Genomic DNA, 19795 nt, shown 5'->3' with positions numbered 1-19795 from the left:
TAAAGTAGTAGAGCTGTTTAGTGATTCGGCAATAAATAATAGAAAAGTAGTAGGAGCCGTAGCACCAACTATAACTTTGCTAAGTGATATAAATGAGGCTGACAGCTGATTTCCGATTGTCTAAAGCCTACAGTAGTTTACCCGGAATCCGTTCGATCAACTCCGTTCCTAATACGATGGATTCGTGCTCATAGACGGGATATTTACTTTCAATGAGCTGAATTAAACGATCAGTCGCCACCCTGCCCATTTCAAAGGCAGGTTGGCGTATACTCGAGAAATCGGTGCTGAATAAATCCAGTACGTCACTGTTTGAAAAACCGGCTATAGCTGGCATATAAGCCTTGTCGCCATATTTTTTGATTGCCGTTAAGCAACCAATACTGAGGCGATCGCTCGCCACGAAAATCGAATCGGGTTTTTCATCCATCGATAAAAAATATTGAACGGCAGCATCCACCTCTTTTTGATTACTGCCTCCATGATGACAATACGTAATGTTAGCCTCCTCAATAGGAATACCATTTTCTGTTAGCGCCTCTCTATATCCCGCTAACCGTTCCTTTGTAATAGAAAGATGGGGTGCATTCGCTAAATGAGCGATCTTTCTGTAACCTTTTTCTATCAGGTGTTGAGTCGCCATTTTTGCACCATTTCGATTATCGGAAGACACTTTGTGCGTGGCTAGCCCATCATAGATGCGATCAAAAAAGACAATTGGTAAACCGGCATCATGGAGTTTCTTAATATGATCAAAATTGGTCGTTTCAGCGGATAGAGAGATGAGAATACCATCTACTGATCGGTTTGCTAAATGTTTGATATTCATCACTTCTCGGTCGTACGAGTCATGCGTTTGCGTAATAATGATATTATAGCCATTTTTATACGCAATGGATTCGATACCGTCAATTGCCTGCGAAAAAAAGCTGTTTGCTACCTCGCAAACCACCACCCCGATGGAATAACTCTTACGTTGTTTTAAGCTTAAAGCAATCGGATTTCGTTTATAGTTGTTTTGTTCGGCATAGGCCAATACCCTCTTTTTTGTTTCCGGATTGATCTCATAACTATCACTTAAAGCCCGGGAAACGGTAGAAGCGGATAGATTGAGTGCTTGAGCAATGTCTTTTATTGTTATTGGTTTAAACACATTTAGCTTTTTTGAATATCAAACTTAGCTAAAAATGACTTTAAATGCAACGATTTCCAATAGCTTGGTCGCGATTTTTGTTAATTGGAAGATATCGTGACGGTTAGGTGCAAACGATACCGGTATCGTTTGCGCTAATTTTCTTGTTTGGCTTTTCCATCTTTGTTTAACAATTATGTAAACTTGCCGGTAAACGCTTACAACCAAATTAGAAATCTTAACGTACCAACTGAGAAATGGAAAAGAAAAAATTACTGCTTCTGCTGTTTTGTAGCCTGTTGTTGTACGCTTTCACCAAAAGACAACCTACTACCCTATGGATGATGGGCGATTCAACGATGGCTATAAAAGATGCCGATAAGTACCCTGAGACGGGCTGGGGCGTCCCTTTTGCCACTCTATTTAAACCAAGCGTGCGGGTGAGAAATATGGCAAAAAATGGGAGAAGCACGCGCTCGTTTATTGATGAAGGTCGGTGGCAGGAAATCTACAATCAACTCAAATCGGGCGATTATCTTTTTATTCAATTCGGACATAACGACGAAAAGGTGAATAAGCCAAAGGTAGGTACGGATATAGCCACATTTAAAGCCAACCTAAGTATGTTTGTCGAAAAAGCCCGCGAAAAAGGGGCTGAGCCGGTGTTGTTGACTTCTATTGCACGACGCAATTTTGAACAGGGAGTTTTGGTTGATACACATAAAGGTTATCCGGCGGCAACTCGGGAGGTGGCGGATAGTTTACAAGTGCCCCTAATTGATCTTACCGAGAAAACAAATCGCTTGTTAACTAAATTGGGTGAACGGAAGTCCGAAAAACTCTTCCTCCACTTAAAACCGGGACATAAAAACTATCCGGAAGGGGTTGTCGATAATACACATTTGAATAAGGAAGGAGCGATGACTGTTGCCAAATTAGCTGTGGAGGGGATAAAAGAGCTAAAGCTCAGCCTTGTCAAAGAGTTTAAATAAGATACATCATGGGAAGAGCTTTAAGCAGTATTGTTTTCTTAATTATCAGTATGGCTTATGGGTTAGCATCGGTAAAGCAATCGACAATCGTTGTAGCAGAGGATGGTTCGGGAGACTTTAAAAGCATTCAGGAGGCTTTCAATGCTGTTCCGGATTACAGCAAAAATGTTACCACTATTTTGATAAGACCCGGTGTCTACAAAGAACGTCTCCTTTTAAAGTCCTCAAAGCGGCGTGTCAAATTATTGGGAGAAGATCCTCATAAGACCTTGTTGACCTACGATAATTTTGCTGCCAAACTTAATCCGGAAACAGGAAAGAACTATGGCACTACCGGATCTTCTTCTTTTTTTATAGAGGCGGATGATTTCACCGCTGAAAATCTAACATTTGCGAATTCCTCCGGACCCGTGGGGCAAGCGGTTGCTGTTAACATAACCGGTAATCGTGTAGCCTTCAAGAACTGTCGATTCTTAGGCTTCCAAGATACACTTTATACAAAAGGGCCCCAAGATGATAAAAGCAAGGAAAGTTTGCAATACTTTGAAAATTGCTATATCGAAGGAACGGTAGATTTTGTTTTTGGCGCAGCAACCGCTCTTTTCATGGAATGTGAATTGCACAGCAAAGGTGATGGCTATGTGACGGCAGCTTCTACTCCACAAGGCAAATCCTATGGTTATGTATTTATCAACTGCAAACTAACAGCGGCAAATGCTGCCATTTCTGCGGCTTTAGGACGACCTTGGCGTCCTTATTCGAAAGTGGTTTATATTAACTGTGATATGGGCGAACATATTCGTCCTGAAGGTTGGGACAATTGGGGAAAAGAAGAAAATGAAAGGACCGTTTTTTATGCGGAGTACAATAGTCAGGGCGCTGGCGCAAATTCCGACAAAAGGGTCGATTGGGCTAAGATTCTGAATAAGGAAGACGTTGAGGAATATACTAAAGAAAAGATATTAGGTGATTGGGCTCCTTTTAACCGTTAATGTTAATATGGTCCTATAAGCGTAAACCGTGTTGTATACGGCCGTATCAATCAGGGGAATAATAATTTTGCATACATCCGAATGCCAACGTTGGAAAAATGGAAGGTTTTTAGTAATATTGAACCTGATAACCGATTATGCCATTAAGTTATATCCTATGATGCAAACAACCTTTCTACAGAAACGTGCATATATCCTTCTTTTATTAGTTGTGTTCATTTACTCAGCAGTTAATGCGACCGGATCGGATTCATACAAACTTTGGTATGATAAGCCCGCGGCCCATTGGAACGAGGCCTTGCCTATCGGTAACGGTCGGTTGGGAGCGATGCTATTTGGTGGTGTAAAGCAAGATCATCTGCAGCTGAACGAAGAGACCATTTGGTCGGGCGGACCGGGAAATAATAGTAGCAAAGATTTGTATTCGACTATGCAGGAAATACGGCGTCTGTTATTTGCAGGGAAATACAAAGAGGCTCAAGACCTTTCGAATAAAGAAATGCCAAGGGAACCGGAAGCAAACAATAATTACGGTATGTCCTATCAACCTGCGGGTGATTTATGGATTGATTTTTTACATGAGGGTGAAACAGTGGCATACCGGCGCGAATTAGATATTGCTGATGCGTTGTCTACGGTGACTTATAGAGTAGGTGAGGTAACCTATAAAAGAGAGTACTTAGCCACAGCTCATGATCAGGTAATAATGATGCGCGTGACCGCTGATAGAGCAGGAAGTATAAGCTGCAATTTGAAATTGAATACGCCGCATCTCATACATCAACAACATTTTATTGGCAATCGAATCTATGTAAACGGCACCTCGGGAGATAAGCAGAACAAAAAAGGTCAGGTTAAATTCTCAATTGCTGTAGAACCGAAAGTAAAAGGGGGGACGCTACAAGCAGAAGGAGAAATGTTGCGTGTACGTCAAGCGGATGAATTGACGGTGTATATAGCTATCGGAACAAATTTCAATAATTATCATGATTTGGGTGGGGATGCCCGCGAACGGGCTGATGATTACCTAAACACCGCGTTGAAAAAAAGCTACAGAAAAATCAAATCAAAGCATGTAGAAGATTATAGGCGATACTTTGATCGTGTATCGTTAGACCTGGGCCAAACAGTTGCTATGAATAAAGCAACTGATCAACGAGTGGCGGATTTTCATTTAGGTAATGATCCGCAATTGGTGTCGCTTTATTTTCAATTTGGCAGGTACCTGTTGATCTCTTCTTCCCGTCCAAGCACGCAGCCTGCCAATTTGCAGGGAATCTGGAATGATAAATTATCACCTCCTTGGAGTAGTAAGTATACCGTTAATATTAATACCGAGATGAATTACTGGCCTGCCGAGGTAACCAATCTGAGCGAGATGCATGAACCTTTGTTTGCTATGCTCGAAGATTTATCGGTTACAGGAAAGGAAAGCGCCTGGAACTATTACCGTGCTCGGGGTTGGAACATGCATCACAATACCGACATATGGCGTGTTACGGGGATTATCGATGGTGGTTTTTATGGTATGTGGCCAATGGGTGGAGCGTGGCTTTCGCAACATATTTGGCAACACTACTTGTTTAACGGAGACAATGCCTTCTTGGCTAAATATTATCCGATACTGAAAGGAGTAACGCAGTTTTATGTAGATGTGCTGCAGGAAGAGCCGAAGCATAAATGGTTAGTCGTAGCGCCATCGATGTCACCCGAAAATTCTTACCAATCGGGTGTAGGTATCTCAGCTGGGACTACTATGGATAATCAACTGGTTTTTGATGTCTTTTCAAATTTTCTGGAAGCAGCACATGTTTTGCAGGTAGACGAAGATTTTATGGACACTGTAGCTAGTAAACTAAAACGATTGCCCCCAATGCAGATCGGTAAACTCGGACAGTTACAGGAATGGATGGAAGATTGGGATCGCGCAGATGACCGTCATCGGCACATATCTCATCTCTATGGATTATACCCCGCTGCACAGATATCACCTATTCGGCACCCTACTCTTTTTGAAGCCGCTAAGAAGTCACTTGTTTTCCGGGGCGACAAATCAACTGGTTGGTCTATGGGTTGGAAAGTAAACTGGTGGGCAAGGTTACTGGATGGCAATCGTGCTTATAAATTAATAGCTGATCAACTGAGTCCTGCTGCTAATGATGGCAACGGCGAAGCAGGCGGTACTTACGCTAATCTGTTAGACGCACATCCACCTTTTCAAATTGATGGAAATTTTGGTTGTACCGCGGGAATAGCTGAAATGCTGATCCAATCGCATGATGGTTGTTTACACATTTTGCCAGCTTTGCCCGATCAGTGGCAGAATGGTGAGGTGAAAGGATTGAAAGCCCGAGGTGGCTTTATTGTGGACATAGCATGGAAAGATGGTAAGCTACAAAAGCTGAAGGTACATTCTCGACTTGGAGGCAATTGCAGAATCCGGATTGCTAGCGCGAAGATGGTCGATAAACTTGCTGTAGAGAAAGCAATAGGCGAAAATTCGAATCTCTTATATAAGGTACCCGAAATTAAAGAACCAATTAGTCACATAGGTCAATTAGCGGCAAATTATACGGAAGAATTCGAGGAATATGATTTACCAACTAAAAAGGGAAAGACTTATTTTCTCTTAAAGTAAGATACTTGTGAAAGCCCATTTACATTCTTGTTCCATTCGAGCTATATCCGATATAGGTACGCACTATAGAAACCGAAGGAATACCCAATGGGTAGCGGAGATATACCGAATGACAGGTGGATATAACGTGGACTAAAGGTGGACTTGATGTGGACTTAACGTGGATTTAGACAACTTGATACCTTTTAAAAAAATGAGATACTAATTGTGAATGAGAAAGGATTTACAAAGATACGAATAATTACCCCATTAAAATTGGTTCAACTTCCATTTTTTATAGGTCTTCCTTACTTTATCTCCCCAATTTCCATACCAAGCATAGCCTACGCGGCGCTCGTTTTCAATAGCTGAAAGTGTCTGACGAGGTACACCATCGCGTCCGACAAATAAAGGTTCTTGCTGCTTTAAATCATAAAAGCGAGCCCAGCAGTCGGTTCCCGGTTGGTGAACCAGTACACGATCTTTTCCACTAGGTTGCGTTGAATCTTCAATAATTACAGCTTCTTTATTCTCAATTTTATGATCGGCAAACCATTTCACACCAGTTTCGATTGCTTCTATTAATAGAGGTGATTTTGGCTGGTCCATTAGGAAAAGCAAAACATCACTAGACTCAGCAGCAGCAAGCGAAGGTAATTCATAAACCCTCGCTTTTGCCGGTTGTAACCTATCTTTATCATATTGTGCTGCCCAGATTGTTTTTTGTCCGTTTATTATAACCTGCGTTTTCAATATACAATCGACACCCAAATAAAGTGCCTTTTTTGCCTTTTGCTTATAGTCTTCTCCAAGAATACCAAAGCTGTTTGTTGCTGCCACAATGTCTTGCATAATCCGCAAGACATTGATCATTGCGCGATCATTATACGTGATTTGCGATCGATAAAGATGGGTGTCGGGATAATACTGCGGCCACCCTCCATTGGGATATTGAGCTTCTATAAGATAATTAATGCCTTTTTTTGCCGCACTTAAATATAATTTATTCTGCGTTTTCTCATACGCCTTGATCAGGTAGCGGATTTCGCTACTGGTTGCATTATTATCTATCGTAGCATCCGTTAAATCTTTTTGTTCCTCAGCAAGCGCAATTTCTGATGTCGTAAATACATGCTGATAGTCCACTTTTTGTTTGTTGAAAAATTTGGACCAGCCACCGCAGCTTCTTTGTAATAACAACATGTTTTCAGCCGTTGGATCCGTTTTTTCCTGCTCCTGTACAAAACCAAAGGAGCAGAGCAAAAAAATTAAACTAAGCCACCGAAAACATTTCAACGCAAGCATACTTATTTTTCTATTCTAAACCAGTCGTAATCGCCCCATCCGGAATCGTTGATTTGGGTTGAACGGGTACTAAAAAGGCCAACTTTTGCGCCAATCCATTGCCCGGGAGTGGCCTTAAATAAGGCATCAATTTCTATAAATGTCTTGCCATCTTCGCTATAGCTAAACTGACATTGCGCGCCGGCATTTACACGGACACGAAGGTAAAGCGTATTTGTTTTTATTTTCGAGATAATTCTCTCCTTTTCTGTTGCACCTTTATGTGCATCTTTCGCTTCTCCGTATACCAGCGCTATGCCGTCTTGCCCGTTTTTTAGACTTAAATGGGCATAACTTTGCCCCATGATAATTAAACCGGTTTTTTCATCCTTTATTTTCTCATTCGGTGAGAAAGTGACCTTTGTGGTTGCTGTAAATACTTCCGTGGGAAATTTTTGTAATAATATATTTGGAACATCCCATAAATTGCGGGCGCTGTCCGGAGCCTGCTGTGTATAAAGTCGCAGTACGCCCTTTTCAGGATAAAAGAACGACCAAGTGGCCTTCGGATTGGCTTGCCATTGCCATTGTTTGCCCATGGCTCGATCATTGAACTCATCACTTTCGACAGGTGTTTGTATAGGATAGTTTTTTCCCACATTCGGTTTTTGATGGGATAAAACCGGTTCACCCGTTCCTTTTCCTTCCACATCTTTCCCTATAACAGGCCAGTCCTTTACCCATTTCATGGGTTGAAGATGCACCACTCTTCCATAAGCATCTTTATCCTGAAAATGAAGGAACCAATCTTCACCTTTCTGCGTGTCTACCCATCCACCTTGATGAGGCCCATTGATGCTTGTATTCCCTTGTTCCATGGCTACATGCCTTTCGTAAGGGCCGTAGATGTTTTTTGAACGTAGTATGAGCTGCCAGCCCGTGGCTACTCCGCCAGCTGGCGCCATGATATAATAATATCCGTTCCGCTTATAAAATTTAGGTCCTTCAATCGTAGGATCTAAAGCATGCCCATCATAAACAATCGTACCCTCGTCTAGGTTTTTTGTGCCATCAGCACTTAACCTCTTGATGGCTATGATACTTTTAATACCGGCGCGACTACCGGCATATGCATATGCAATGTAAGCTTGGCCATCGTCATCCCACAAAGGGCAAACATCAATCATTCCTTTACCTGCTTCAACAAGCACCGGCTCCTCCCAATCACCCCACGGGTCTTTTGTTTTGATCATATAGATGCCAAAATCAGGATCACCATAGTAGATATAGAACTCACCATTATGATGACGGATGGATGGTGCCCAAACCCCGTTGCCATGTTGCGTTTTTGAGAAGTGATCAAAGGGCGGCTGCCTTTTTAAGGCATGTCCAATAAGCTGCCAGTTTACCAAGTCCTTCGAATGTAAGATTGGTAAACCGGGAACGGCATCAAAGCTGGAAGCTGTCATGTAAAAATCATCACCTACCCGAATGACGTCGGGATCGGAATAATCGGCGTCAAGCACGGGATTCTTATAGGTACCGTTGCCCTGATCGGCCACCCAAACCTGCGAGACATAAGGCTTGTCTTGCGCTGTCGATTTTATGAGGGAACAAACTATTAACAATAAGGATAATAAGCCTGTGTTTCGTAGCATTTTCATGTTTACTTGTTAGTTGTCGGATTCCAAGGATCCTGGTAATTGAATATCTGCTTAAGCGTATAAGACTCTATGTCTTTTTCTGTCAGCTGTTTACTCCATTTCACGCGAGCTGCTGCATGAGCTCCCGGTCCTTCACTGTGGAATTCTGCATAATAAGCAGTTGATTCGTTTGCCGGGTTACGCCAGTTGTCCCATCCTTGCGGAAGGATATGTGGACCCATATGGCAGCGTATAAAGACTGTCTTGGCATAAGGGCGCCAAGGTCGGCCAAGATACACCTTCGTTGCTTCTTTATCTGCAGTAAGCTTGCAATCTAAAAAGACAAAGCCGAAGGCTTGCCGTGGTGTTGTGGATGCTGCTGTAATATACGAGTTACTTAAACTATGAATAGTACACCGTTGAAAAACTGCAGTAGCCTGTCCAAATATAAAATCGGTGGTTCCTTCAATATAACAATTGACGTAGTATTGTCGACTGTTTTCCGTGGCTGTATAGAGTGTGTCTTGATTCCCCAAGAGCCTGCAGTTTTTTATGACAACCCGATCCGCTTCCACATGCAAAGCCACTGCTTGGCCAACGCGACCCGCTGTATTTTGTATTGTCAGTCCTTCAGCGGTAAAATCATTTCCCTGCACCAAAACCGTATATGAATTATAGGTTGTAAAGGCTTTTTTTCCAAAGGCATCAACCGTATCCGTATAGGGCTTCCCGGAATAGTCTGCGTTAGTAATGATTGTTTGCCCGGTACCGTCTCCAATGAAAGAAATATTCGTTTTCCATGACGGGATAACTATCTTTTCTCTATAAACACCTTTTCGGATATAAATCCGAACCTGTTGCTGTGATAAGTCGCGCACGGCATTGACTGCTTCTTGAATCGTACGGAAGTCGCCATCGCCCTCTTGGCTAACAATAAAGCGATCCGGATAAACGGTTTGGGAAAAAATCGAATGATGAAATATACAGCCGAATATAATAATCAATAGTGCGATCCTCTTCATAATATATAGGAAGGTTATGGATTTTCTGATTGGTCCGTAGAACAAGAATAGGGAGAATTTTTATAATGCTAGCAGGGCAGAACGATAATTTTTACGCAATCGTTTCCGGGATCGATTGCGTAAATTTCAAGTGATGCCAACGTTGGAAATACACTGGGATAATTCTATACTTGCGAATCAGATGCTAAGCAATTAAAATCACAAGCCAAAATTAATACTAGCTAATCAAAATGATGCAATTACCTAAAAGAATCAGCAGTTTTTTTATTATGTTTTTTTGTCTGACGGGGATTAACTTATCCTTTGCGGTTGGACAAAATGGGACCGTTACAGGAAAGGTGGTCGATAAAGAAGGGTTACCCCTAATTGCTGTCAGCGTGTTGGTGAAAGGAACCACCACTGGCACCAGTACAAATAATCAAGGAGAATTCAGCTTAACACTGCCTGCGATGCCAGCTACCTTGGTTTTTAATTATGTGGGATACAAAACCCGGGAGATACCAATTGATGCACCAAAGAGATTATCAAATGTCGTGTTAGAAGAAGACGCAACTAACTTGGATGAGGTAGTAGTAATCGGCTATGGCACGGTTAAAAAAAGGGATCTCACAGGAGCAGTCACTTCAGTCGCGCGTGAAGAGCTAACAAAATTACCTACTACGAATGTAATGGAGTCAGTACAAGGAAAAGCGCCTGGAGTAGATATTGTGCGACAAAGCGGTTCTGCCACATCCGGTGTAAGCATTACTGTGAGAGGTAATCGCTCCATTACCGCTGGCAATGGACCACTCTTTATTGTTGACGGGATGCAATATTCCAGCATTCAGGATATCAACCCCAATGACATTGAAAGTATGGAAGTGTTAAAGGATGCCTCTTCCACTGCCATATATGGTTCAAGAGGAGCGAATGGTGTGATCATTGTCACCACCAAGCGAGGTGTATCCGGTGCTCCTAAGGTTTCCTTTAATGCTTATTACGGCGTACAAAACGTGGCGGGATATCCGCGCGTAATGAACGGACAGGAATATGTGGCTTTACGTAGGGAAGCTTATCGTACTACGGGTGTTTGGAGCAGTCCGGCCGACGATGCCAAAATATTCAGTAATGAGCAACTCAGTTTTATCGAAAACAATGTTTCTACCGATTATGCGGATATGTTATTAGGAACAGGACATCAACAGGATTATCAGCTAAACATTTCCGGGGGTACGGAGAAACTGAAATCTTACTTCTCGGTTGATTTTTTCAATGAAAAGGGACTATTCGAAATGGATGATGCCAGACGCTATACCGCTCGGTTAAATCTTGATTACCAAGTGGCCGGTACACTTAAAGTGGGAACGCAAACCCAGTTAACTTATTACGATCAAAACAAGCGTGCCGATCCGCTTAATCAGGCAAATAAAATTAGTCCGCTGAATACACCCTTTGACACAGAAGATAATTATATTATTTACCCCGGACAGGGTGGAGCCATCAACCCCTTGGCGGATGAGCAACCAGGCAATTACAAAAACAATGTAAAAACACTCCGTGTATTCCCAACCGTTTTTGCGGAGTTTAAACCCGTTGAAGGATTGAGTATTCGCGGTAACTTTGCAGTAAATCTTTCTAATTTACGCGATGGTTTATATGAGGGTTCCTACTCAATTCGTCGTAACGGAGCGAATTCACGCGCTACCTATGTGACAAACAATGGGTTAGGCTATAACTGGCAAGCAATTGTGAATTACCAGAAGACTTTCGGTGAACATGATTTCAGTATAACAGGTATCAGTGAATACCTTTATAATGATACCGAGAATGCGACAGCGCAAGGGGAAAATCAATTATTAGACAATAATTTCTTTTATAACCTTGGTTCGAATACGCAAAACCTCGCTATAACCAGCGCTTATACCGAAACAAAACTACTATCGTATGCCGCTCGGGTAAATTATGGTTATAAAGGAAAATACCTGTTGACACTAACGGCACGGACGGATGGTGCTAGTCAGCTGGCTGTAGGGAACAAATGGGACTTTTTTCCTTCTGTAGCGGGCGCTTGGCGTATCGTAGATGAGGGATTTATGAAGGAGCAATCGTTGTTTAGCGATCTTAAATTGCGAGCAAGTTATGGTGTTTCCGGCAACTCTTCAGTCGTTGCTTATTCATCGCAGAGTACGCTCACCAGAATCCCTTTTGCTTATGGTGACGCGTCTGCTCCTGGATACGGTTTTCCAAACAATTCACGAAACCCCCAGTTAGGTTGGGAAAAATCGGCTAACACCAATATCGGGTTGGACTTCGGATTGTTCAAAGGAAGACTAAACGGTACCTTAGAACTCTATCACACCAGTACGAGCGACTTATTGCTCGATAGAATCCTGCCACCTACTTCCGGCTATTCTTTCGTTACACAAAATATTGGTAAAACAGAAAATAAAGGTATTGAGTTTATGTTAAATGCGGCTCCAATAAGCAACAACCAATTTAAATGGAACAGTACGGTATCATTTACCAAAAATATTGAAAAGGTGAAAGAGCTGATCGATAACCAAGATGTGATCAGCTTGGATGCTCGTTACGTAGTTGTTGGCTATCCCGTTAATTCTTATTTCGATTATGAAAAGCTCGGTATCTGGCAACTAGGAGAAGAAGAACTAGCGGGTCAATATGGTCAAAGACCCGGTGACATACGAGTAAAAGATCAGAACGGCGATAACGTGATTACCGCAGATGGTGATCGCGTAGTAGTAGGCTCGCAAGTGCCTAAATGGAGCTTGGGTTGGAACAACGATTTTAGCTATAAAAATTTCGATTTAAACATTAATGTTTTTGCGCGCATTGGACAAATGATCAACGCCAATTACCTGACCCGATACGATCCCCAAGCCGTTGAAAATAGCACAGCTGATATTAGTTACTGGACACCCGAAAATCCTAGTAATCAATGGCCACGGCCTAATGCCAATTTAAGTAGAACAAGTATGCTCTATACTTCTACCTTGGGTTATACGGACGGCTCTTTTGTGAAATTGAGAAATGTAACCCTAGGGTATACTTTACCCACTTCCGTGACGGATAAATGGGGCTTAGCTAAATTGAAGGTATATGTGTCGGGTAGAAACTTGGCGATGTGGACCAAAACCATTAACGGATACGATCCGGAGCGTGGAGGCGGTGAATCAGCTCCCTTAACGCGCTTAATTGTGGCAGGTATTAATGTTAACTTTTAAAGGCTATTATAATGATTGTACATACTAGATATAAAACAGTTTTAATCGCTGCTTTTTTATTGGCAGCTGGACTAACTTCATGCAAAAAAATGCTTGATGAGGAGAACCTCAGTGGTATTACCGACGAGACTTTGTATACAACACCTAAAGGTTTTGAGACCTTGGTTAATGCCGCTTATAGTTATCAACGTTGGTGGTATGGTAAGGAGCGTGGCTATAATATAGGAGAAACTGGTACCGACTTATGGACCAATGGTGCGGGTGATGTATATCCGGATCTTACGACCTATCAAAATCTTCAAGCAACCAACGGCGCCTTACAGGAAGTATGGTCTAATTTTTACAAGGCCATTAATGTATGTAATGCCGGTATCGCAAGAGTCGGAAATTCGGGGATGGATCAGGCACTGCAAATACAGCGGACAGCGGAATTTCGATTTCTGCGCGCCTTCTATTACTATCACATTGTAGAAACCTGGGGAGGCGTCCATTTGACAACCGAGGAAACAGTAGGTGTCGTTACAGAAGCAAGGAAATCGAGTGTCGATGATTTTTACAACTTAATTATCGAAGATTTACGTTTTGCTGTTGATCATTTAGCGCCTACTACCGCTGATTATGGGCGCGTAACAAAGCCAGCTGCGGAGGCGTTTTTGGCACGTGTATACTTAACCAGAGGGTTGAATGCCGAAGCGGGTGCTTTAGCTAAAAAGGTAATTAGTGATTATGGTTTTGCTTTACTGCCTAATTATGCTGACTTATGGAGAATGAACAATCTCCAAAATAGTGAAATTGTTTATGCCGTTAATTATTCTTCTAATCTGAACGATAATGACAAACAGGACGATAATGTTTATCCGGATGGAGATAATAGAGGGTCAAATAGTGCCCATATGCTTTTCCTGATGAAGTATGATGATCAACCGGGAGTGATTAGAAGCTTGGAATATGGTCGGCCTTTTAACCGTTATCAGCCATCAAGATATTTATTATATCTTTTTAATGAAAACATCGATAGCCGATTTGAAGCCTCTTTTCAGAACGTATGGTATTGTAATCAACCGAATGCGTCGGGAAGACCTGCAGGGATGAATGTTGGCGACACAGCCGTATTTATTTCAAAGTATACGGTTCCGGCCTCGGTACGTGCAACAAAAAATTACACCATCTATGATGATGGCGATATTTATAATACAGATGGCTCATCGAAGAATCGGCTACGTTATATTTCACTTAAAAAGTTCATGGATAACACCCGAGGAAGTATAAACGAAGCGCAGAGTGTTCGGGATGCTTTTGTTATTCGCTTAGCCGAAATGTACTTGATCGTAGCCGAAGCTGCCTTTAAAACCGGCAATAACGAGGAGGCCGTGACTTATTTGAATATTATTCGTGAACGTGCTGCAAAAGAAGGACATAAAGAAGAAATGGATGTTAACGCTGCTGATGTAACGCTCGATTTTATATTAGAGGAACGGGCAAGAGAGTTCGCGGGAGAGCAGATGCGATGGTTTGACTTAAAACGTACCGGAAAATTAAAAGAAAGTCTGCAAAAATACAACCCACATGCGATTACTTATTTCAGAGATTATCATATGCTTCGTCCAATCCCTCAAAACCAATTAGACGCCGTAACCAATAAAAGTGAATTTACTCAAAATCCGGGATATCAGTAGCAGGTGGTTGAGTAGTTGAATAGTTGAGTAGGGAAGTAGTTAAGTAGTTGAGTTGTCAAGTAGGGAAGTGGTGAATTAGCCAATGTGATGATTAGCCAATGTGATGATTAGCCAATGTGATGATTAGTCTTTATACTTACCTGCTTACCGTCAGGCAGGTGTCCTGATACTTATATCTTGATTACTCAAATTAGCCTCCAGCATATTGCCTATTGCTTAAGGCTTAAAACTACGCAATCGTTGCCGGCAACGATTGCGTAGTTTTTTACGAGATCTCTTGAGGGGATTTCTTTTTTATCCATGTATCTTGTAGCTATCAACGAGCCAATCATAGCTTTTTGATTAACCAATAAATCCACAATTTCTATTAACTTATTAGAACCATTATGACTAAAAAATTATGGACGCTTTTTGGGCTCTTATTTTTCAGTTATTGCTCTTCGTTTGCCCAAACAAGATCAATTACCGGAAAGGTCGTCAATACAGCGCAAGAGCCGCTACCTGGTGTAACGGTAGCCGTAAAAGGAACAAGTACAACTACAAGTACAAATGATGTCGGAGCGTTTAACATACAGCTGCCAAATACGCAGAACCCCGTGTTAACCGTTACCTACCTGGGTTACAAAATGCAGGAAATTCCTATTAACGGACAACAAACCCTCACAATTACTCTAGAAGAAGATGCAACAGGTTTAGACGAGGTGGTCGTAGTCGGCTACGGGACGATGAAAAAAGGAGACCTTACAGGTGCCGTCGGTTCGGTCACTTCCGAGACTTTAAAAGCTCGTGGAACTACCTCTGCTATGGCTGCTTTACAAGGCTCTGTTCCGGGGGTCGATATCAGCTCCACCTCAACAAAACCCGGCGGTGGATTTAATATCCAGATCCGGGGGCAAAACTCGTTAGCGGGTGGAAGCCCTTTGTATGTTGTGGATGGCGTAGTGATGGGCGATATCAATTTTTTAAATCCAGCCGATATTGAGCAAATTGACGTTTTGCGTGATGCCTCTTCGACAGCCATCTACGGTTCGCGCGGCTCGAACGGCGTTGTTATTGTGCGAACAAAGAATGCTGGCAGTAATCATGGTTCGCGAATGTCAGTGACTTACGATGGTTTCTACGGCATTCGTAAAATTGCAAGATTACCGGATTTTATGAGCGGACGAGAATGGGTAGACTTCCGCACGTCGGCCTACTATACTTATAACACCAATTTAGGTCAGTATGAATTAACGCCCGCTAATAGAAATTCTGTTTTACAGCGAAGCCCGCTATTGGAACAACGTCTATTTGATGAAGATTATGAAGATTGGCTTGCTTTGGGTACACAAGATGGGCATCAGCAAAATCATTATGTAAATATTGGTGGAAGCTCAAGTGATCTAGCTTATAATCTCGGTTTAGGTTATCAAGATGAAGAAGGTAATTTTATCAACGAAAACCTAAAGCGATACAATATGAAATTGAGTATCGACCACCGGGGATCCAAGTTTTTTTCGGCAGGAGGTACCATTAATTTATCCCATACCGTTACTAATCAAGGAAGCCAGTACGGCTATCGCGATATTATGCGAATGCCCGTTATCTTGCGTGCGTATGATGATCAAGGTAATCTTATTCAACAACCCGGTATTGCCGCATCTATTCAAGGTAGTGGAAACTTTACGAGCTCACCCAATCCACTGCAAGAGATTAATAGCGGTAATCAAGAGACTAGACGGTATGACGTGTTAGCAAGCGCCTACGCGCAAGTAAACCTGTTTGATGGATTCTCTATAAAAAGTACCATCATGCCACGATTTACCCGTGAGCGAGTGGGACAATACTATGACGTTGTGCCAGGTAATAGGAACCAGAATGAGGCTTATCAACAAAATGATGAAAGTTTGGAATATACCTGGGATAATCAAATAACCTATAATAAGACCTTTAATGATAATCATCACTTAAATGCCACCCTTATAAACAGTTTTTATAAAACTCGATTTGAAAGAATACAGGCCGCTACCCAGAATTTACCTTACGATTCTCAGTGGTATAATTTATTTACAGGTAACTTAATGCGGGACAATTCACTAACTTCATATAACGAGTCTGGTTTGATCTCTTATGCCGCACGTGTTAACTATGATTATAAAGGAAAGTACTTAGTTACCGGAACAATCCGTTATGACGGAAGCTCTAAATTGGCCGACAAATGGGCCTCTTTTCCTTCCTTTGCACTAGGTTGGCGCTTATCAGAAGAAGAATTTATGAAGGCCGATTGGCTCTCCGATTTAAAGGCTCGATTTAGTTTTGGTTACTCGGGAAACAATAACGGAATTAGCCCTTACGGATCAATGCAAACACCGATTTCGGATGAATTGATATGGTATGATTTTGGCGATGGTAATGCAGTTTCCGGCCTCCGACCAGGCTATCCAGTCAATCCTGCAATTACGTGGGAGAAGACACGGGAGCTGAACTTCGGACTGGACTTTGGTTTTTTCAATCAACGACTTTATGGATCACTTGATGTCTATGATAAGTTGTCCGATGGCTTGTTAATGAGTAGATCGTTGGCTATTGAATCGGGTGTTGCTACCATGACAGATAATATTGGTTCAGTAAGCAATCGCGGAATTGAAATTTCCCTAAACTCAACCAATATCCGTACGCCTAATTTCCAATGGACTACCTCTCTGAATTTCGCTCATAATAAAAATGCCATCGAATCTCTTTATGGTAAAAAGGAAGATGTAATGGGCGAAAAAAGGTTTATCGGACACCCTATTGAGGTAATTTACGACTATCGTGTTGTAGGAATTTGGAAATCGGATGAAGTGGAGGAAGCTGCGCGATGGGGGCAACAGCCGGGTCAGGCACGAGTAGAGGATATTAACGGTGACGGCATTATTACAGCGGCTAACGACCGGGTAATTTTGGGTAGTCCTAATCCTAAATGGACTGCCAATCTTCGCTCAACTTTTAATTACAAAAGCTGGGATTTATCAGTTGATTTGTTTACTCGTCAAGGGATTTTTGTACAGGATCGATTTTTGGAAGAATTTGGCCCAGGTAATACGCAGCGTGGAAGACCTAAAATTCGCTTCGATTATTTCGTGCCTCAAGGGATCGATAGATACGATTGGAATAATTGGGGTACAAAAGAAGACGGATCTCCCTCGGCTACTTGGTCACCTACCGCTGGAAACGAAAACGGGAAATATCCGGCTATTAATAACGCCGGACCATATTATGGCAGTAACGGACAATATACTGACGCCTCTTTTGTAAAAATAAGAAACATTATCTTGGGTTACATGCTTCCAAGCAAAATGTTGTCGAAAGCGAAAATAAGTCAGTTACGCGTATACCTTAACATACTTAACCCATTCACTTTTACCAAATACGAAGGTTGGGATCCGGAATATGCAACTACCTCCTTACAGAACGGTAATGGTCCAAGTACAGTTACTTATCAATTGGGTGTAAATCTTAAGTTCTAATTTGATTATTGACGATTTAATATAACGATCATGAAGCGTATTTTAATATATATAGTTCTTACATTGTTACTCAGTGGCTGTAAGAAATTTTTAGAGGAAGATAATAAAGGAGGGATCACGAACGAAGAGTTCTATCGAACCGAGGCGGGTTATGAAACTTTAGTAACAGCCTCTTATTCATCCTTACGTGAGACGTTCCGACTAACTCCCTGGTTGCTGGTAGCGGGTACTGATATGTATCAACGAGCGAGAGGTACGGGTGATCGATCTATTCAGGAATACGAACAACTTTATGCCACGGATTCCTATGTAAAGGACTATTACCAACTCTGTTATAAAGCTATTCAAACTGTTAATATGGCTATTTTTTATAATGATATAGCCGAAATTGACGCGGAGAAAAAAGCAACTTACCTAGCTGAATTGCGCTTTTTGCGCGCTTTTTATCACTTTCTTTTGGTGGAGCAGTTTGGCGGGATCTATATTAATACAGAAGCCACTTTTGAACCGCGATTAAATATGCCGAGAAACAGCTTGGAGGAATGCTATACCTTTATCATTGGCGAAATGGAAGCAGCCCTTCCCCTTGTCGGAACAGCTAAGGCGCGAGTAAATAAAACAGTCATTAACCATTACTTAGCGAAAGTGCATCTCACCAGCGCATGGGACCTGAAACAAGCGGCTGATTTTGAAAAAGCAAAGACTTATGCCTTGGCTGCGATAAATGGCAAAACAATTAGTATTCCATTTGAGCAATTATGGAGCCCTTATAATGAAAATAATGATGAGATCATTTTTGCGATACAATATGATTTGGAATCCATTGCTTCCAGTACGGACGGAAACAATCAACAGGGTATTTTCGGTCCCTACTTAGGTGGATCCGAGCTAAATCATAAATACATGAGTGCTCAATTATACCCTTCCTGGAATTTACATACTTTTTATGGAGAGAATGACGCTCGATACGATGCAACTTTTATGCTAACCATTTATGATCAATATTTTGATTATTATGATGCCAGCAAAGATAAATCCAGCATCTTGATCAGAGCCTATTATCCGCGCGTTTGGGGTAGAGAATATACAAGCGCCGATTCTTTAGCGTGGGCAAATCAACACCAGGGACAAATAGCAAGTAATTTCCGGTATTACCCGTTTAAGTACGATGAAGAGGCTTATAGAGCCTTCTATGACGCGGATATGAGTACACCGGTTATTAAAAAGTTTGATAGTCCGCAAACTCGTACCATATTTCAGCAAACAGCCAGTGTGCGAGATATTGTATTGGCACGTTTGGCCGAAACCTACTTCCTTTATGCAGAAGCTTGTATTGGATTGAATGATTTCGCCAGTGCAGCAACTTATGTACAGGCGGTGTTGGATAGACCGGGTAATGCAAAAGACGGCGGACGGTTAAGTCCGAACATAGATATCGCCACAGCCGCTGGCCAAAGTCAGGCACTTGATGCTTATCTGATTGAAAGTGCGAAAGAGTTTGCGGGCGAATATTTAAGGTGGCCGGAGTTGAGAAGAACAGGGAAATTGAAAGAATTTTGTGCCAAATATAACTATGATATCAAACGGATTGGAGTCGATCGCGCCTTTAGAGGACCAGACGGTCAAGATAAGATTTTGCGACCGATTCCACAGGACGCTATTGATCTCAATGAAGCGGAAATCCAACAAAACCCAGGATACGAAGCCAGATAAAAAAACAGCGCAATC

Annotated in this window: 11 protein-coding genes; 7 read left to right on the top strand and 4 right to left on the bottom strand. The window is 42.0% G+C overall.

The annotated features are described in order from the left end of the window. Positions 1–127 precede the first annotated feature (127 nt). Entirely contained in the window at positions 128–1153 is a 1026-nt protein-coding gene (locus E0E36_RS20645) for a LacI family DNA-binding transcriptional regulator (protein ID WP_013666147.1), read from the bottom strand. A gap of 236 nt (positions 1154–1389) precedes the next feature. Between E0E36_RS20645 and E0E36_RS20640 the strand changes: the two genes are divergently transcribed. The 3 genes from E0E36_RS20640 to E0E36_RS20630 all read left to right on the top strand — a co-directional run bounded on the left by E0E36_RS20640 (position 1390) and on the right by E0E36_RS20630 (position 5754). Beyond that, positions 1390–2124: a rhamnogalacturonan acetylesterase gene (locus tag E0E36_RS20640; protein ID WP_013666148.1), complete on the top strand. Its 735-nt coding sequence runs from the start codon at positions 1390–1392 to the stop codon at positions 2122–2124. Between the two features lie 8 nt (positions 2125–2132). Beyond that, positions 2133–3116 (top strand): pectinesterase family protein, encoded by a 984-nt coding sequence (locus E0E36_RS20635; RefSeq protein ID WP_130857570.1) that lies wholly within the window; start codon positions 2133–2135, stop codon positions 3114–3116. Between the two features lie 157 nt (positions 3117–3273). Beyond that, the gene (locus E0E36_RS20630; protein WP_130857569.1) at positions 3274–5754 is read left to right on the top strand and encodes a glycoside hydrolase family 95 protein; all 2481 of its coding nucleotides are present in this window, start codon (positions 3274–3276) and stop codon (positions 5752–5754) included. Between the two features lie 249 nt (positions 5755–6003). On the opposite strand, the gene pelA is transcribed toward E0E36_RS20630, so the two are convergent. Genes pelA through E0E36_RS20615 form a run of 3 tightly spaced genes read right to left on the bottom strand, consistent with a single transcriptional unit; the run spans position 6004 to position 9682 of the window. Continuing rightward, complete coding sequence (gene pelA, locus E0E36_RS20625; RefSeq protein ID WP_130857568.1) at positions 6004–7038, bottom strand: pectate lyase; 1035 nt, start codon at positions 7036–7038, stop codon at positions 6004–6006. Positions 7039–7040: 2 nt separating this feature from the next. Then, on the bottom strand, positions 7041–8681 hold the full coding sequence (locus E0E36_RS20620) for a glycoside hydrolase family 43 protein (RefSeq protein WP_446686257.1): 1641 nt from the start codon (positions 8679–8681) through the stop codon (positions 7041–7043). Positions 8682–8683: 2 nt separating this feature from the next. Further along, the gene (locus tag E0E36_RS20615) at positions 8684–9682 is read right to left on the bottom strand and encodes a pectinesterase family protein (protein ID WP_130857567.1); all 999 of its coding nucleotides are present in this window, start codon (positions 9680–9682) and stop codon (positions 8684–8686) included. Between the two features lie 230 nt (positions 9683–9912). Here E0E36_RS20615 and E0E36_RS20610 point away from each other — a divergent pair, with 230 nt between their 5' ends. The 4 genes from E0E36_RS20610 to E0E36_RS20595 all read left to right on the top strand — a co-directional run bounded on the left by E0E36_RS20610 (position 9913) and on the right by E0E36_RS20595 (position 19780). Continuing rightward, positions 9913–12903: a SusC/RagA family TonB-linked outer membrane protein gene (locus tag E0E36_RS20610; protein WP_130857566.1), complete on the top strand. Its 2991-nt coding sequence runs from the start codon at positions 9913–9915 to the stop codon at positions 12901–12903. An 11-nt stretch (positions 12904–12914) separates the two neighbouring features. Continuing rightward, the gene (locus E0E36_RS20605; RefSeq protein WP_130857565.1) at positions 12915–14579 is read left to right on the top strand and encodes a RagB/SusD family nutrient uptake outer membrane protein; all 1665 of its coding nucleotides are present in this window, start codon (positions 12915–12917) and stop codon (positions 14577–14579) included. Between the two features lie 386 nt (positions 14580–14965). Further along, positions 14966–18067 (top strand): SusC/RagA family TonB-linked outer membrane protein, encoded by a 3102-nt coding sequence (locus tag E0E36_RS20600; protein WP_130857564.1) that lies wholly within the window; start codon positions 14966–14968, stop codon positions 18065–18067. Between the two features lie 30 nt (positions 18068–18097). Beyond that, entirely contained in the window at positions 18098–19780 is a 1683-nt protein-coding gene (locus E0E36_RS20595) for a RagB/SusD family nutrient uptake outer membrane protein (RefSeq protein WP_013666157.1), read from the top strand. Positions 19781–19795: the final 15 nt, after the last annotated feature.

The organism is Olivibacter jilunii (assembly GCF_900607235.1).
Lineage (GTDB): Bacteria > Bacteroidota > Bacteroidia > Sphingobacteriales > Sphingobacteriaceae > Olivibacter > Olivibacter oleidegradans.
This window is presented reverse-complemented; position numbering and strand designations above follow the sequence as displayed.

Coding starts and splice junctions, on each gene's coding strand:
- E0E36_RS20640 (WP_013666148.1), top strand. CDS start 1,390: ATGGAAAAGAAAAAATTACTGCTTCTGCTGTTTTGTAGCCTGTTGTTG.
- E0E36_RS20635 (WP_130857570.1), top strand. CDS start 2,133: ATGGGAAGAGCTTTAAGCAGTATTGTTTTCTTAATTATCAGTATGGCT.
- E0E36_RS20630 (WP_130857569.1), top strand. CDS start 3,274: ATGATGCAAACAACCTTTCTACAGAAACGTGCATATATCCTTCTTTTA.
- pelA (WP_130857568.1), bottom strand. CDS start 7,038: ATGCTTGCGTTGAAATGTTTTCGGTGGCTTAGTTTAATTTTTTTGCTC.
- E0E36_RS20620 (WP_446686257.1), bottom strand. CDS start 8,681: ATGAAAATGCTACGAAACACAGGCTTATTATCCTTATTGTTAATAGTT.
- E0E36_RS20615 (WP_130857567.1), bottom strand. CDS start 9,682: ATGAAGAGGATCGCACTATTGATTATTATATTCGGCTGTATATTTCAT.
- E0E36_RS20610 (WP_130857566.1), top strand. CDS start 9,913: ATGATGCAATTACCTAAAAGAATCAGCAGTTTTTTTATTATGTTTTTT.
- E0E36_RS20605 (WP_130857565.1), top strand. CDS start 12,915: ATGATTGTACATACTAGATATAAAACAGTTTTAATCGCTGCTTTTTTA.
- E0E36_RS20600 (WP_130857564.1), top strand. CDS start 14,966: ATGACTAAAAAATTATGGACGCTTTTTGGGCTCTTATTTTTCAGTTAT.
- E0E36_RS20595 (WP_013666157.1), top strand. CDS start 18,098: ATGAAGCGTATTTTAATATATATAGTTCTTACATTGTTACTCAGTGGC.